At 49.9% G+C, this 15,782-nt stretch carries 17 protein-coding genes; 2 read left to right on the plus strand and 15 right to left on the minus strand.

Translation table 11 applies throughout. From position 1 onward, the window contains the following. Nucleotides 1-86: 86 nt before the first annotated feature. Nucleotides 87-2,357 (minus strand): arginine/lysine/ornithine decarboxylase, encoded by a 2,271-nt coding sequence (locus tag EJN92_RS16980; protein WP_126128903.1) that lies wholly within the window; start codon nt 2,355-2,357, stop codon nt 87-89. A gap of 439 nt (nt 2,358-2,796) precedes the next feature. On the opposite strand from EJN92_RS16980, the gene EJN92_RS16985 reads away from it, so the two are divergent. Continuing rightward, on the plus strand, nt 2,797-3,222 hold the full coding sequence (locus EJN92_RS16985) for a hypothetical protein (RefSeq protein WP_126128904.1): 426 nt from the start codon (nt 2,797-2,799) through the stop codon (nt 3,220-3,222). Between the two features lie 95 nt (nt 3,223-3,317). On the opposite strand, the gene EJN92_RS16990 is transcribed toward EJN92_RS16985, so the two are convergent. From EJN92_RS16990 to EJN92_RS17055, 14 genes are all read right to left on the minus strand, one after another. Next, complete coding sequence (locus EJN92_RS16990) at nt 3,318-4,118, minus strand: MipA/OmpV family protein (RefSeq protein ID WP_126128905.1); 801 nt, start codon at nt 4,116-4,118, stop codon at nt 3,318-3,320. Nucleotides 4,119-4,136: 18 nt separating this feature from the next. Then, nucleotides 4,137-4,706 carry a DUF4337 domain-containing protein gene (locus EJN92_RS16995; RefSeq protein ID WP_126128906.1) on the minus strand — a complete coding sequence of 190 codons (570 nt, stop codon included), beginning with the start codon at nt 4,704-4,706 and terminating at the stop codon, nt 4,137-4,139. A gap of 8 nt (nt 4,707-4,714) precedes the next feature. Continuing rightward, nucleotides 4,715-5,200, minus strand: a complete 486-nt coding sequence (locus EJN92_RS17000; RefSeq protein ID WP_126128907.1) for a dihydrofolate reductase — start codon at nt 5,198-5,200, stop codon at nt 4,715-4,717. Between the two features lie 14 nt (nt 5,201-5,214). After that, nucleotides 5,215-6,009 (minus strand): thymidylate synthase, encoded by a 795-nt coding sequence (locus EJN92_RS17005; RefSeq protein ID WP_126128908.1) that lies wholly within the window; start codon nt 6,007-6,009, stop codon nt 5,215-5,217. Between the two features lie 220 nt (nt 6,010-6,229). Next, entirely contained in the window at nt 6,230-7,840 is a 1,611-nt protein-coding gene (locus EJN92_RS17010; RefSeq protein ID WP_126128909.1) for a sensor histidine kinase, read from the minus strand. 222 nt (nt 7,841-8,062) lie between these two features. Continuing rightward, on the minus strand, nt 8,063-8,257 hold the full coding sequence (gene iscX / locus EJN92_RS17015; RefSeq protein WP_126128910.1) for a Fe-S cluster assembly protein IscX: 195 nt from the start codon (nt 8,255-8,257) through the stop codon (nt 8,063-8,065). Nucleotides 8,258-8,301: 44 nt separating this feature from the next. Continuing rightward, the gene (gene fdx, locus EJN92_RS17020) at nt 8,302-8,640 is read right to left on the minus strand and encodes an ISC system 2Fe-2S type ferredoxin (protein ID WP_126128911.1); all 339 of its coding nucleotides are present in this window, start codon (nt 8,638-8,640) and stop codon (nt 8,302-8,304) included. Nucleotides 8,641-8,669: 29 nt separating this feature from the next. Continuing rightward, the gene (gene hscA, locus EJN92_RS17025; protein WP_126128912.1) at nt 8,670-10,535 is read right to left on the minus strand and encodes a Fe-S protein assembly chaperone HscA; all 1,866 of its coding nucleotides are present in this window, start codon (nt 10,533-10,535) and stop codon (nt 8,670-8,672) included. An 82-nt stretch (nt 10,536-10,617) separates the two neighbouring features. Beyond that, the gene (gene hscB / locus EJN92_RS17030) at nt 10,618-11,121 is read right to left on the minus strand and encodes a Fe-S protein assembly co-chaperone HscB (RefSeq protein ID WP_126128913.1); all 504 of its coding nucleotides are present in this window, start codon (nt 11,119-11,121) and stop codon (nt 10,618-10,620) included. A 10-nt stretch (nt 11,122-11,131) separates the two neighbouring features. Beyond that, nucleotides 11,132-11,458 carry an iron-sulfur cluster assembly protein IscA gene (gene iscA / locus EJN92_RS17035; RefSeq protein WP_126128914.1) on the minus strand — a complete coding sequence of 109 codons (327 nt, stop codon included), beginning with the start codon at nt 11,456-11,458 and terminating at the stop codon, nt 11,132-11,134. A 76-nt stretch (nt 11,459-11,534) separates the two neighbouring features. Next, on the minus strand, nt 11,535-11,930 hold the full coding sequence (gene iscU, locus EJN92_RS17040) for a Fe-S cluster assembly scaffold IscU (protein ID WP_126128915.1): 396 nt from the start codon (nt 11,928-11,930) through the stop codon (nt 11,535-11,537). 42 nt (nt 11,931-11,972) lie between these two features. Continuing rightward, a complete protein-coding gene (locus EJN92_RS17045; RefSeq protein WP_126128916.1) occupies nt 11,973-13,226 on the minus strand; it encodes an IscS subfamily cysteine desulfurase in 1,254 nt (417 codons plus the stop codon). Nucleotides 13,227-13,242: 16 nt separating this feature from the next. Further along, a complete protein-coding gene (iscR, locus tag EJN92_RS17050) occupies nt 13,243-13,725 on the minus strand; it encodes a Fe-S cluster assembly transcriptional regulator IscR (RefSeq protein WP_126128917.1) in 483 nt (160 codons plus the stop codon). 196 nt (nt 13,726-13,921) lie between these two features. Next, nucleotides 13,922-14,215: a helix-hairpin-helix domain-containing protein gene (locus EJN92_RS17055; protein ID WP_126128918.1), complete on the minus strand. Its 294-nt coding sequence runs from the start codon at nt 14,213-14,215 to the stop codon at nt 13,922-13,924. Nucleotides 14,216-14,385: 170 nt separating this feature from the next. Between EJN92_RS17055 and serS the strand changes: the two genes are divergently transcribed. After that, nucleotides 14,386-15,684 carry a serine--tRNA ligase gene (gene serS / locus EJN92_RS17060; RefSeq protein WP_126128919.1) on the plus strand — a complete coding sequence of 433 codons (1,299 nt, stop codon included), beginning with the start codon at nt 14,386-14,388 and terminating at the stop codon, nt 15,682-15,684. Nucleotides 15,685-15,782: the final 98 nt, after the last annotated feature.

Below are 15,782 nucleotides of genomic sequence, written 5' to 3' on the forward strand. Positions count from 1 at the left end.
ACGTTCAACCTTTGCATTCGTAACGCTGTAGAAAAAAAAGGACCTCAGTTTGAGGTCCTTTTTGTTTAACGCTAGCGTATCCAGTCTTAACTTGCGAGCTCAGCACCTAGTCGTACGCAGTCAACAAAGTAACCGCGTTTTCCGTCGACTTCTGCTTTGACCAAGCCGTGGCAATCGGTCTCGAAACCTGGGAATTGCTCGTTAAAGCTACGCACAAATTTCAAGTAATCGACGATAGTCTTATTGAAGCGCTCACCCGGTATCAGCAAAGGGATGCCCGGTGGGTAAGGCGTCAATAAGATGGCCGTGACGCGGCCTTCCAGATCATCGATAGAAACACGATCGAGTTCCCTGTGCGCCATCTTGGAGAAGGCGTCCGACGGTTTCATCGCCGGTTGCATATCCGACAGGTACATCTCTGTCGTCAGGCGCGCCACATCATGCGATTTGTAGACCTCATGGATGCTCTGGCACAGATCTTTTAAGCCTGAGCCTTCGTAACGTGGATTGGCCGCCGCAAACTCGGGCAAGATGCGCCACATCGGTTGGTTTTTATCGTAATCGTCTTTAAATTGCTGTAAAGCTGTCAGCAAAGTATTCCAGCGGCCCTTGGTGATGCCGATAGTGAACATGATGAAGAATGAATACAGTCCGCATTTTTCTATGATCACGCCATGCTCAGCCAGATACTTGGTGACGATGGAGGCGGGGATGCCGGACTCACCAAATTTACCTTCCAGCGACAGGCCGGGGGTAACAATGGTGGCCTTGATAGGATCGAGCATATTGAAGTTAGGCGCTAAGTTACCAAAACCATGCCAGTCGTCTTCGGCGCGTATCATCCAGTCTTCTTGCGATCCCATGCCGTCTTCTGACAGAGTTTCCGGACCCCAGACCTGGAACCACCAGTCCTTACCCCATTCCTGATCGACCTTGCGCATGGCACGGCGGAAATCGAGCGCTTCAACGATAGATTCTTCAACCAGTGCGGTGCCGCCCGGTGCTTCCATCATTGCTGCAGCCACATCGCAAGAGGCAATAATCGCGTATTGCGGTGAGGTCGAAGTGTGCATCAGATAGGCTTCATTGAAGCTGTCTTTATCCAATTTGACCGTTTGTGATTCGCGTACCAGAATCTGCGATGCCTGTGAAATACCGGCTAGCAATTTGTGGGTGGACTGCGTAGAGAAAATCATGGATTTCTTGGCCCGTGGTCTGTCTTTGCCTATCGCATGCATATCCTGGTAGAAATTATGGAAGGTCGCGTGTGGCAACCAAGCCTCATCAAAATGCAGGGTATCGATCTCGCCGTCTAGCATTTCTCGCAAAGTTTCTACGTTGTAGAGCACGCCATCGTAAGTTGATTGCGTAATGGTCAGGATGCGCGGCTTCTTGTTTTTGGCTTCACGTGCGAAAGGATTGGCCTCTATCTTGCGCTGTATGCTTTCCATCGTGAATTCTTCCAGCGGGATCGGTCCTATGATGCCCAGATGGTTACGCGTCGGCATCAAAAATACCGGAATAGCGCCGCACATGATGATGGAGTGCAAAATCGATTTATGGCAGTTACGATCCACCACCACGATGTCGCCGGGCGCCACCGTAGAATGCCACACCATCTTATTCGAGGTGGAGGTGCCATTGGTCACGAAGTAGCAATGGTCGGCATTGAAAATACGTGCGGCATTGCGCTCAGAAGCTGCCACCGGACCGGTGTGGTCCAATAATTGGCCAAGTTCTTCTACCGCATTGCAGACGTCGGCGCGCAACATGTTTTCACCAAAAAACTGGTGAAACATCTGGCCTATAGGTGACTTCAGAAACGCCACGCCGCCAGAGTGGCCAGGGCAGTGCCAAGAGTAAGAGCCATCATTGGCGTAATGCACCAGCGCGCGGAAAAACGGCGGCGCCAGACTGTCGAGATAGGACTTGGCTTCGCGGATAATGTGGCGCGCCACGAATTCAGGGGTATCTTCAAACATATGAATGAAGCCATGCAGTTCGCGCAGAATATCGTTAGGGATATGGCGCGAGGTGCGCGTTTCGCCATACAGATAAATAGGAATGTCAGAGTTCTTGTAGCGAATTTCTTCGACGAAGGCGCGCAGCGGTTTTAAGGCGTGGTCGCTTTCCTCGTCGGAACCGGCACCAAATTCTTCATCATCGATGGAGAGAATAAAGGCCGATGCGCGTGATTGTTGCTGCGCGAATTGGGATAAATCGCCATAACTGGTGACGCCCAGTACTTCCATACCTTCTTTTTCCATGGCATCGGCAAGCGCGCGAATACCAAGACCAGAGGTATTTTCAGAACGGAAATCTTCGTCAATGATGACGATGGGGAAGCGGAATTTCATGGAGGTCTCCAAAAAAGCTTGTTGCAAGGGAGACGCCTGGGCAAGTTAACTCAACCGCTTGCGCGCCAAAAATTTTAAAGAATCGAATTCTCTCAGATATGTGGGCCTAGATGTAAAAAAATACGCTGAAATAGCGGCAAATTTCAAAGATTTCATACTGCTGTCATGCTGCAATAAAAAGAGCTTAGGCGTTTTGTAAAAAAATGCTGTTTGTACATCAATATCGATGCCTATTTTGTCTTGCGAGAGTGTGGCTTTTTAGTCTGGCGGCCTTGCTCGCTAAGAGTGTAGTGCGATTTGTCGGTTTTTTGGGCTAAGTTGGCCTTATCTGCGCTGAAAAAAGTGCAAATGCCTGAACAAGTGCTTGAATAATTGTTTGTTGAATGCTATCTTTTTGCTGTGGTAAAAAGCGCATCTTCTTAAACTTAAAGGAAATAAAATGAATAAAATTGTTAACATCCTGGCGACTTTGGCTTTGCTGTCTAGCCCTTACGCAGTGCAAGCGGCGACCACATCGACCGATCCTATCGTGCAAGGCCGGGTCGCGATGAGTGATGCGGAAAAAGCCAAAAAAGCGGAAGTTAAAGCGGCTCGCAAAGAATACAGCGCAAGCAAATCTCAGGCTAAGGCAGAATTAGCTGCAGAGAAGAAAGAAAATGCGGCAAAAGCGAAAGCCGCTGCGGCTGAAGGTAAAGATGCACTGGTGGTTAAGCGTGAGTTAGACGCCGCTTCTTCGGCAACTTACAAAGCAAAAATCAAAGCGGCTGATGAAAAGCTGGGCGCAAATAAAAAAGCCTCTAAATCTGCCATGAATGAGAAAAAAGCAGAAGCTACAGAAAAGATGGAAAAAGATTTGAAGAAGTAAATTGCTCAGAATTAGCGCGGTAAGTGAGCGCTAGATGAAAAAAAATCTGGATCACTGCGAAGTGATCCAGATTTTTTTTGTCCAGCAGGTATATTTTAAAATCGATAGCTGGCCGATGAAAACACTGTGACCGGTGTTTTTTGAACTACGAAAGGGCTATTTGCCGCATCACCAAGGATTTGCTTTACCGAGGTGCCGGTAATCAGAGTCCAGTTGGTGTCTATGCTCCAATGCCAGTTGGCGCCTATCTTCATGTCGGTCAAGCCAGCACCGGCGCTATATTGGCTATAACCGCTAGCGGCCGCCTGCTGCGCGTTGACGCCGTAATAAGATTGCATATAGGTGCTATTCGCCCAATTCACGCTGAACAAGGCCGAGAAGCGATGTTGCGCATTGATAGGGCGGAAATAACGACCACCCAGACTCAGTTGCGCGCCGTTGTGATCTAAACCTGAACCGTAGCGCAATGAGGATAGAACCGCATAAGTAGGGTTGATGTAGTAGTTGAAAAAAGCGCCAGGTTCTACCGTGGTATCGATATCACCCAGGCCTTTTAATTTAGCTGATTTTGTTTCGTCGCGGCCGGGTTCTGCGGTCATGCGCACGCCGTATTGCAGGGAGGGGTCTTTGGAAAAGTTATAGCCAAGACCGGAGACCGCACTGAAAAATACGCCATTTTTCCATTGCGCATCAAAGGCTGGGTAGGCGGCAATGCGGCGCTCATCCGAACCTGAGTACTTAGGTGCAGAGATGACCACGGCTCCTAAGGAAAAATTGACGTTCCCTTGGATATACGGTGTAGGTGTGAGTTGCGCGAAATCGAGAACCTGCGCTTGGGCAGTCGAGGCGGTAAACGAGGCTGCCAATAGTAAGGCAAGGCTTAGATATTTTTTCATTTTCTTCTTGGTTTTTTCTTAGATATGTAACCAGGCCAGAGCCGCGATGCCCACGCCTGCTGCAGCAACACCGTACGAGGTAAATTGCAGCCATTTTTTCTTGGTCAGCAAGGTGATCGCTGCCAGTGAAATAGCGATTTGTAAAGCCGTCATTGCTTGCGCCCAACGGTGATGCTGGTGCAATGCTGCTTCGGATTTTTTATCCCACTCGGTGGATTCGGCTTCAAATTTTTCTGCGACCAGTTTAATCGCTTCTTTTTCGGAGTCGTAGCGTGCCACTTTGGCCTTGTATTTTTCGACATCCGCGCCCGGCAAGATCATCGCCAATTCAGCCAGATTTTGTTTGCTGGATTTGGATTGGTAGAAGTTCCATTGGTTAGCGGCTTCGGTTTTTTTAATTGCGGCCTCATTCTTAAACATGGCGGCGTCATTTTGCGTCGCTCCACCCTGGAAGCCAAACAGCGCGCCTACCGTTGCCATGATGGCGGTCATTACGGCAATTTTGCTGGCGAATTGATCGTTGCCATGGGCCGCGTGTTCTAGCTCATGATCGTGTGGTCCGTGTACGTGAAAACCTTCTGCTGACATGTTATTTCCTATCTTCTTTTATATGTGACAAATGCGTAGTTGAATTGATTAGTCTCTGAGTGTTGCGGTTCCCGCTTCACTTCTTGCCAGACTTGCGGTGCGATTTCCGGAAAAAAAGCATCACAGGCGAATTCTTGCTCTATCTCGGTAACGATCAGTTGATCGGCCAAACCCAAAGCCTGCTGATAAATCTCGGCACCACCGATAATGTAAGCATGCTCTTGCTCCACCAGAGCTTGTGCCGCGGCCAATGAGCTAACGCTTTCGACGCCCGCATGCTGCCACTCCGGGTTGCGGGTAATGACGATATTGCGGCGGTTCGGCAATACTCTGCCGATAGACTCAAAAGTTTTTCTACCCATGATAATGGCGTGGCCGCTAGTGGTGCGCTTGAAATGCGCCAGATCCTCAGGCAGACGCCATGGCAGCGTGTTCTTTATTCCTATGCCATTTTTCTTATCAGTGGCAACTATAATGGTGAGCGATGACATCATGATGAAATACTCCCTTAGACTGCGACTGGCGCTTTGATATGCGGGTGAAACTGATAATCGGCGAACTCAAAATCTTCGAATTGATAGTCGAAAATCGACTCGGGCTTGCGTTTGATAATCAGCTTAGGTAGTGGCAGGGTGCTGCGTGAGAGTTGCTCTTTGACTTGCTCCAGATGGTTGGCATACAGGTGGCAGTCGCCACCAGTCCAGATGAACTCACCGACTTCTAAGCCAGTTTGCTGCGCCATCATGTGGGTCAGTAGGGCGTACGAGGCGATATTGAAGGGCACGCCCAAAAAGATGTCGGCACTGCGCTGATACAGCTGGCAAGAGAGCTTGCCATCGGCCACGTAAAACTGAAACAGGGCATGGCAGGGCGGTAATTTCATATTCGGAATGTCAGCGACATTCCATGCTGAGACTATCAGTCTGCGTGAGTCTGGATTGTTTTTGATTTGCTCTACAAGCTGACTAATCTGGTCGACATGGCCGCCATCAGGCAAAGGCCAGCTACGCCATTGCGAGCCATACACAGGACCCAGGTCACCATTCTCATCGGCCCAGTCATCCCAGATCGAAACCCCATTGTCTTTGAGGTATTTGATATTGGTGGAGCCGGCCAGAAACCAGATCAGCTCATGCACGATGGATTTTAAATGCAATTTTTTTGTGGTGACCAGCGGAAAGCCCTGGCTCAAATCAAAACGCATCTGATGCGCGAACACCGACAGCGTGCCGGTACCGGTGCGGTCGGTTTTAATCGTGCCATGTTCTTGCACATGGCGCATGAAGTCTAGGTATTGATGCATGAGGGAGCAGACAGAAAAAGTTTTGTGCGATTGTAACTGTTAACCACTTTTCTGGTAAGACCCAGAAGTGTAAGAAATATACTCCCCACTATTTACAGTTAAACCCTGCCATTGGCGCACGTAGTGATTGGGCGTTGAAATTATACTAGGGTGGAGTATCTCGAATTTGGTGGAACTTTTACTTTTGCCAGTTGCAGCGCGGGCAAGGCTTTGTTGTTGATTAATTATTCAGTAGCGGGTTGGCTAACTCAGGATTGCCAGGTGCGACCAGGGGAATCCGGATTTCAAAGCGCGAGCCTTGACCAGGCACGCTGCTCACTTTGATCTCACCACCCAAGACATTGCTGATGATGTTGAAGGTAATGCTCAGGCCCAAGCCACTGCCGCCCTGACCAAATTTAGTGGTGAAGAAGGGCTCGAAAATACGTTTAATAATATCCGGCGGGATGCCGACCCCATCGTCTTCAAACGTGATCGCGACATGATCGTCTTGCAGCTTGGCACTGCAACGCATATGGCCGCGCTCCAGACCTTCGAGACCGTGCGCCACCGCATTATTGACTAAATTGGTAAATACCTGACCTAAGGGACCAGGATAGCTATCGAGACTAATGTTGTCGGGAATGTCGAGTTCTAGTGTGAACGGGGTCTTGCGTAAGCTAGAACCCAATAAAGCCACCAGTTCCTGCAACATCACCAATAGGTTGAATTGGCGTCTTTGCGCACTCGATTGATCGACCGCGACCTGTTTAAAATCACCCACCAAGCGGGCCGACTGTTGCAGCCCACGCAGTAATAATTTCGTCGACTCTGTGGCGACTTCTGTATATTTAGCCAGGTCAGAGCGGCGCATTCCACCTTCGTTGATCAGTTTTACTAGATAGCGGGTTTCGTCTTCTAAGGTGCTGCACACCAGCAGGCAATTTCCTAAAGGGGTGTTGAGCTCATGCGCGACGCCGGCCACCATAGAGCCCAGGGCCGCCATGCGCTCGACCCTGGCTAGTTCGTTTTGCACTGAATTAACGTCGTTAAGCGCCGTCTCTAAACTTATATTCGCATCCTCTAATTCCTGAGTGCGGCGCTTGACTTTGGATTCTAGCCCGCCCGAGTATTCGAGCAATTGTTGATTCTTGACTTCAAGCTCTTGAAAGCTGCGCTGCAATGCTTGTCGGGTGGCTTCCAGGCTCAGGGCTAATTGCCCCAGCTCATCGCCACGATTAAGGGCAATCGGCTCACTCAGTTGGCCATTGGCCAGGCGTGCTGATTCACTCATTAAACGCTTGATGGGCTGCACCATGCGCCATTGCAACACCAAGAGAATGAAGGCGACCGCCAACAGTAGTGATAAAACGCCAGTACTGACATAGCGACGGAAATCAGCCTCCAGATCGGCTCGCAACAAGTCTTCCGCCAAGGTGAGTCTTACCTCGCCTATGGATTGTTCGCCATGTTTGATTTCACGACTCAAACTGGTAAACGGCCCGGTTTGGCTGCGCATCCTGACATCATTGGTAATGAAATTTTTACGGTCGGGCAGGGTGATGACTTCTATCTTGGCCACTCTGGGGTCGGAATACACCACTTCGCTAGAGATATTCGCAATTTCTGGGGTGATTTGCCAAAGTGGTTCGCTCAGGATAACCGACAAAATTTCAGTCAGGCGCTTATGATCTGCCGCGACTTTCACGCGCGCCGCATCTTCGATAGTGCGTAGATGATAGGGGATTAGTATTGCAGCGGGGACGAAAAGACCAAACACAACCGCCAGGATGATTGCTAGCCTTAAAGTGATACGACTACGTAGCGCGTAGAGAAATTGTCGGAACTGCATTGCAGAGGTCCTTTTGCTGACTGCGTCGTCGGGCTGGCAAAATAGGCTATGGGCTGCAGGCTTTTGGCTTGTCGTCTAAGGGCTATTTGCTTTTGTGTTTAAAATTGATCTGAACGCACGACCACCGCACGACCACCGCCCGCCAAAAACGGCGACCACAGTGAACCAATAGTAAATTGTTTTAATGGTAAAAGGTTTTTTGCATTTCAGCAAGTAGCCTGCTTACTTTGCTTCCTCTATCCAGCACATTTGTATCGCTTCTAAGACTTTTTCGCCGCCATGACTGGGATCGTCATCAAATTCCTCTAAGTCTACGACCCAGTTGTGCAGATCTGTAAATCGTATGCTAAGGGGATTTTGATCGGGGAACTTGTCACACAGTGCCTGCGCGATTTGCCAGCTATCTATCCATTTCATCTGCATCCCCTTGTGCCTAGCGGCCTTGCTTGTGAAAAATCGCCTTAGTGATTTTCACGCGCGTGGTTGATGGTGTATTTTGGAATTTCTATGGTGATGTCTTGGGTGCCTAATTTGACTTGGCAAGACAGACGCGAGCAGGCTTCTAAGCCCCAGGCGGCATCGAGCAAGTCTTCTTCGTCATCGCTAGACGCATTGAGGGATTTGAAGCCCTCGCGTATCACCACATGGCAAGTGGTGCAGGCGCAAGACATCTCGCAGGCGTGTTCGATCGCAACATCGCTTTCGACCAGGGCTTCGCACAAGGATTGACCTTCGGCGGCTTCGATCACTGCGCCTTCAGGACAGAGTTCGGCGTGAGGTAATACGATAATTTGGGGCATGGCGTTCTCTATCTGTTCTTTATCTAAATTTAGGAAATTTCATCTAATTTTTTACCGGCTAAAGCGCTGCGTACACTTTGGTCCATGCGGCGCGCCGCGAACTCTTCGGTGCCGTCTGCCAGTGCGCCTATCGCGGCGTGTAGGGCATCAAGATCATCTTGCTGCGCGAGTTGAGCGACTTGCGTCATTAAAACGGCAATCGATGCTTGTTCTTGTACAGAGAGTAAGCTGGCATCGCTAGCCAGGGCCGACTGGGTTGCCAGTAAAATGCGCTCGGCCTCCACTTGTTCTTCTTTTAGCGCACGTATTTTCATGTCGCCTTCCGCCGAGGTAAACGAGTCTTGTAGCATGCGCGCTACGTCGCCATCCGCTAAGCCGTAAGACGGTTTGACGGTAATCGAAGTCTCGACACCGGAGCGCAGTTCACGTGCAGAAACCGAGAGTAAGCCATCGGCATCGACCTGGTAAGTGATGCGTATGCGGGCAGCACCGGCTGCCATCGGCGGAATGCCGCGCAGTTCGAAGCGCGCCAGGGAGCGGCAATCGCTAACTAATTCACGCTCGCCTTGCACCACATGTATCGCCAGCGCGGTTTGGCCATCTTTGAAGGTGGTGAATTCTTGGGCGCGTGCGCAAGGAATGGTGGAATTGCGCGGTATGACTTTTTCAGCCAGACCGCCCATGGTTTCGATTCCCAGCGAGAGTGGTATCACATCGAGCAATAACCAATCGTCACCAGCGGCGCGGTTGCCTGCCAGTAGATTGGCTTGGATCGCGGCACCCAGTGCCACTACCTTATCTGGATCGATGTTCGCCAGTGGGGTAGTTTGAAATAATTCGCTGACGGCCTTGCGTACGTGCGGCATGCGGGTGGCGCCACCAACCAAGACGACACCATCGATATCATCAATCGACAGGCCTGCATCACGCAGCGCTTTGCGGCAAGGTGTGGTGGTTTTTAAGACCAGATTTTGCGTCATCTCAACAAAGTTGCTGGCCTGAATTTGTAAATGTACGCTTTCACCAGAGAGCAATTTTGCGTCTATGTAGGTCGATGTTTTGCTGGATAGGATTTCCTTGGCCTCACGCGCCTTGGTCATCAGTAAACGGGTATCTTCATCAGATAAAGGTGCTAACTTGGCTTCTTGCAGTATCCAGCAAAATAATCGATGATCAAAATCATCTCCGCCCAGGGCTGAGTCGCCGCCGGTGGAGAGCACCTCAAACACGCCCTTGCTCATTTTGAGGATAGAAATATCAAAGGTGCCACCGCCCAGATCAAACACCGCATAAGTGCCTTCGGAGGCATTATCCAGACCGTAGGCAATCGCGGCGGCGGTTGGCTCGTTGAGTAAGCGTAAGACGTTAAGACCGGCCAGTTTGGCTGCGTCTTTGGTGGCTTGTCTCTGTGCGTCGTCGAAATACGCGGGAACCGTAATGACCGCGCCTACCAGATCGTCGCCAAGCGCATCTTCGGCTTGCTGCCTCAGCGTCGCCAGGATTTGCGCTGAAATTTCTACCGGGCTCTTGATGCCGGCAATGGTCTTGAGTTGTACCATACCAGGTTCGTCATGGAAATCGTAGGGCAGATGCTCGGCATAGGCGATGTCTTTTAAGCCGCGCCCCATAAAACGCTTGACCGAAATGATCGTATTTTTAGGGTCGTTACTTTGTTCGGCTTGCGCCTTATAGCCTATGTGGGCGTGACCGTTGGCCAAATAGCGCACCACCGACGGCAATAGAGAGCGGCCCTCTTCATCGTTGAGGACTTCCGGGATGCTATTGCGTACCGTTGCTATCAGTGAATTGGTGGTGCCCAAGTCTATGCCTACCGCCAGCCTGTGCTGATGCGGTGCGGTGGACATGCCGGGTTCAGAAATCTGCAGTAAGGCCATGATGAATGTAGGTGGATGGCTAGCCATCGCTCAAGCGCAAAACGAAGGAATTGTTTTGCCGGGTTATTCGGGTATTCGTGTTTTATTCGTCTAAGGCAGCGATGTCGTTCATGAATTTCTCTAAGAACATGCAAGCACGTATCTGTTGTGCCGCCAAAGGAAAATCTTTTGCATCCAGAGCCAGTGCTACCTTTTCCAATTGCAATTTGAGTGCCATTCTCAGCTCAGTCTCAAGTGCAAATAAGGCTTTTTGATTCTTGGCCATGCGCGCATCATCAAAGGCTTCGCGCCATTCGATTTGTTGCATCAGGAAAGCGGCCGGCATGCTGGTATTCGATTCAGTCTGCAAATCGACACCCTGCAATTCACACAAATAGGTGGCGCGCTTCAAGGGCTTTTTCAGAGTCTGATAAGCTTCATTGGCGCGGGTAGACCATTGCATGGCAACCCGTTTTTCAGCATCGCTAGCCTGTACGAATTTATCTGGATGCACCTTGCTTTGTACTTCTCTAAAGGCCGCATCCAGACCTGCTGCATCTAGGGCGAATTGCTGCGGTAGCTGAAATAGCTCAAAATGATTCTGCATCTGCTAATGCCTATGAAATCCGGAAGCTCTCGCCGCAACCGCACTCGTCTTTGACGTTGGGGTTGTAGAATTTAAAGCCTTCATTCAAGCCTTCACGGGCAAAGTCTAGCTCGGTCCCATCGATGTACGGTAAGCTCTTAGGGTCGACGAAGACCTTCACACCATGTGATTCGAAGACTTGATCATCGCTGCCGACTTCATCCACATATTCCAGTTTATACGCCATGCCTGAGCAACCGGTGGTGCGTACGCCAAAGCGCAGGCCTATGCCTTTGCCGCGTCTTTCCATATAGCGGGTGACGTGTTTTGCGGCTTTTTCTGTCAGTGTGATAGTCATGATCGTTCCAATGCGTATTGCTTTGAGCCGCTTTAATTCACGACTCAAACGCAATATTTAAAATCAAATAGCGAAATCAGGTATTTTGTTCAGCTGCGTGTTTGGTCTTATAGTCCAAAACCGCTGCCTTGATCGCATCTTCCGCCAAAATTGAGCAATGAATTTTTACTGGCGGCAAAGCCAGTTCTTCGGCGATCTGGGTATTTTTGATAGACAAAGCCTGATCCAGAGTTTTACCCTTGACCCATTCCGTTACCAGCGAAGACGAGGCAATCGCAGAACCGCAACCGTAGGTCTTGAATTTTGCGTCTTCAATGATGCCATCTGCGCCGACCTTGATCTGCAGTTTCATGACGTCGCCGCAAGCAGGAGCGCCTACCATGCCGGTGCCTACTGTCTCATCGCCTTTTTCGAAGGCGCCGACGTTACGTGGATTCTCGTAGTGATCCAATACTTTTTCTGAATATGCCATTTTGTAGCCTCTAATAAGTTGAAATTAGTCTGTGCGCGAAATTTAGTGCGCAGCCCATTGGATAGACGCAATATCTATCCCATCTTTAAACATGTCCCATAGCGGTGACAGCTCGCGCAGTTTCGCTACCTTGGTTTTCAGTAGGTTGATGGTGAAGTCGATATCTTCTTCGGTAGTGAAGCGTCCTATGGTAAAGCGGATAGAGCTATGTGCCAGCTCGTCGCTGCGACCCAAGGCGCGCAATACATACGAAGGCTCAAGACTGGCCGAGGTGCAGGCCGAGCCTGAAGAGACGGCGATATCTTTAATCGCCATGATCAGCGATTCGCCTTCTACATAATTGAAACTGACGTTTAAATTATGCGGTACGCGATGTTCCATGTCACCGTTGACATAGGTTTCTTCAATCTCTTGCAAACCTTTGGCGAGGCGATCACGCATACTACGCACGTGCGCCAATTCGCTGTCCATTTCTTCCTTGGCGATGCGGAAGGCTTCGCCCATACCGGCGATCTGGTGCGGTGGCAAGGTGCCAGAGCGCAAACCACGCTCGTGACCGCCACCATGCATTTGCGCCTCGATACGTACGCGCGGCTTGCGGCGTATATACAAAGCACCTATGCCTTTAGGTCCGTAGGATTTATGCGCTGAGAAAGAGACTAAATCGACTTTGGTGTTTTCCAGGTCGATCACGACTTTGCCTGTTGCTTGCGCTGCGTCAGAATGGAAAACGATGCCTTTTTCGCGGCATAGCTCGCCGATCTCCGCGATAGGCTGAATCACGCCGATTTCGTTATTCACCCACATCACGGATACGAGAATTGTATCTGGACGGATTGCCGCTTTGAGTTGTTCTAGGGTGATCAGACCATTATCTTGCGGTTGCAAATATGTGGCTTCAAAACCCTGGCGCTCTAATTCACGCACTGTATCTAAGACGGCTTTATGCTCAGTCTTGACGGTAATGATGTGCTTGCCCTTGGCTTTGTAAAATTGCGCTGCGCCTTTCAATGCCAGGTTGTTGCTTTCGGTCGCGCCCGAAGTCCAGATGATTTCGCGCGGATCGGCATTCACCAGCGCCGCCACTTGGCCGCGTGCTTCTTCTACCGCAGCTTCCGCATCCCAGCCATACATGTGGCTACGGGAGGCTGGATTGCCAAATTGGGCGCGCAAAAACGGGATCATCTTGTCGGCCACGCGCGGATCAACAGGCGTCGTCGCCGAGTAATCCATGTAAATAGGGAAATGCGGTGACTTGAGTGTGTCGAGCAGGCTTTTTTCTAAGGGTGCGTTCATTAAATACTCCAAATTATCAAGTTGCGGTGTGGACAACATGCACAGGGCGCATGACAACAACGTTTTTATCCAAGGTTTTTTGTCTTTGCTGGTTGACCAGATCCTGTAATGACACTGAATCGAGATAGTCAACCATTTTTGCGTTTAGCGTGGACCACAGGTCATGCGTCATGCAGTGGATGCCATTGTCGTGATCGCTGCCATGGCAATTGCCTTTGCTGCCGCATTGGGTTGCATCGAGCGGTTCGTCGACCGCAATGATGATGTCTGCCACCGTGACGTTTTGTGCCTTGCGGGCCAGATGGTAGCCGCCGCCAGGTCCACGTACCGATTCTACTATCTCGTGGCGGCGCAATTTTCCGAATAATTGCTCTAAATAGGAAAGGGAAATATCCTGGCGCTGGCTGATACCGGCCAGCGTCACAGGTCCCTTATCCTGGCGCAGAGCCAGGTCTATCATTGCCGTTACAGCAAAACGGCCTTTGGTTGTCAGGCGCATGAGTGTAGAACTCCTACAGTAAATTCCAAGTGCGAAGGGAGTAAATTAATCTTTAATCCCGAGCTATTTACTCAAGTATAGCAAACTTGAGTAATTTTGTCAGGCATAGGGGATTTCTGCGGGAAGGAGGGCGTTGGCAGAGATTATGATTTGCGGCAACTCTGCTAGCGCGCACATTTTACCTGAGCTGGCAAAATTATGTGCCTTTGCCCCGCAAGTGGGCTTTGCGCTCTTCTGTGTGCGCCCACCAGGGCAGTGCCGGGCCACCCTCCATATATCGTACTGCAGCAATAAACACGTCGTAGACACAGGGATCGTGTCTTTGCGCAGTGGCTAAACAGAGTTCTTCATACATGGCATAGGGATCGCGCCCTATCAATTGTTGGGGGTGCTCTATGCCAATAAGTCGCAGATCAGCGGCACCAGCCTTGGCGATGTTCGGCAATTGTTCTAATCTTTGAATTTGCTCACGCGGAATTTCAGCTTTCATTTTTGTGCTCGCTTTTGGCTTGAGTGTTCTCGCTAGGCGTGAAAATGGTCAATTTTAGAAGTCTGCCTCGCTCGAATAAATCGAATTGCGTAGATTTTATACGGAAATTTCGCGGCACTTGTTACAATACTCGATTCACGTACCCACTAATAATTTAGTCTCTGTCCATCATGATCGATATTCAACTACTCCGTAAAGATATAGACAGCGTCGCTGCGCGCTTGGCCACCCGTAAATTTAAGCTCGATGTCGCCAGCTTTAATGCTTTAGAAGCCGAACGCAAGCAAATTCAAACCCGTACCGAAGAATTGCAGGGCAAACGCAATACCTTGTCCAAGCAGATCGGCATGTTAAAAGGCAAGGGCGAAGACGCCTCTGCTGTGATGGCCGAAGTGGGTGGTATCGGTGATGAGTTGAAAGCCTCGGAGCTGCGTCTGGGTGAAGTGCAAGTGTTGATGAATAACTTCATGCTGGCGATACCTAATTTGCCGGATGCCTCAGTGCCAGTTGGCGTCGATGAAACCAGTAACGTAGAAGTGCGTAAAGTTGGAAGCCCAGGCGTATATGATTTTGAAGTAAAAGATCACGTTGATTTGGGCGCAGCATTGGGTCTGGAGTTTGAGCTGGCCGTGAAATTAACCGGTTCACGTTTCTCGGTTTTAAAAGGTGGTGTAGCGCGTTTGCATCGTGCGCTAGCGCAGTTCATGCTTGATACCCAAACCTTGGAAAACGGCTATACCGAATACTACACGCCGTATATGGTGAACGCAGATTCTATGCGCGGCACCGGCCAGTTGCCTAAGTTCGAAGAAGATTTATTTGCGGTTAAAAAAGGCGGACAAGAAGGCGATGGCGAAACCCTGTATTTGATACCGACGGCAGAAGTCACCTTAACCAATACCGTGCGTGATGAAATCGTGGCACTGGATGCTTTGCCTATTAAGATGACCGCACATACCGCATGTTTTCGCTCTGAGGCGGGCAGTTACGGTAGAGATACGCGTGGCCTGATACGCCAGCATCAGTTTGATAAAGTAGAGTTGGTGCAAGTGGTGCATCCAGAAAAATCTTTTGAAACTCTGGAAGAAATGGTTGGCCATGCTGAACTGATACTGAAGAAATTAGGCTTGCCTTACCGTGTGTTGAGTTTGTGTACCGGTGACATAGGCCCAGGTTCTTGCAAAACTTATGATCTGGAAGTCTGGTTGCCAGCCCAAAATACTTACCGTGAAATTTCATCGATTTCGAATATGGGTGACTTCCAGGCGCGCCGTATGCAAGCGCGTTTCCGCAATACGGCAGGCAAGACTGAATATCTGCATACCTTAAATGGTTCTGCCTTGGCGGTCGGGCGTACTTTGGTCGCGGTTTTAGAAAATTATCAGCAAGCTGATGGCAGTGTGGTGATTCCTGAGGCGCTAAGGCCTTACATGGCGGGAATAGAGAAATTATCGCCAGCAGCGCTATAAGCCCTAACTAAAGCTAAGCAAGGCTAAACAAGTGTGAAAAAACCGGCAATGCCGGTTTTTTTTATTACTATTTTTTCCGTAGTTCAGTGAGAAATTGC

The organism is Undibacterium parvum, from assembly GCF_003955735.1.
Classification (GTDB): Bacteria; Pseudomonadota; Gammaproteobacteria; order Burkholderiales; family Burkholderiaceae_D; genus Undibacterium; species Undibacterium parvum.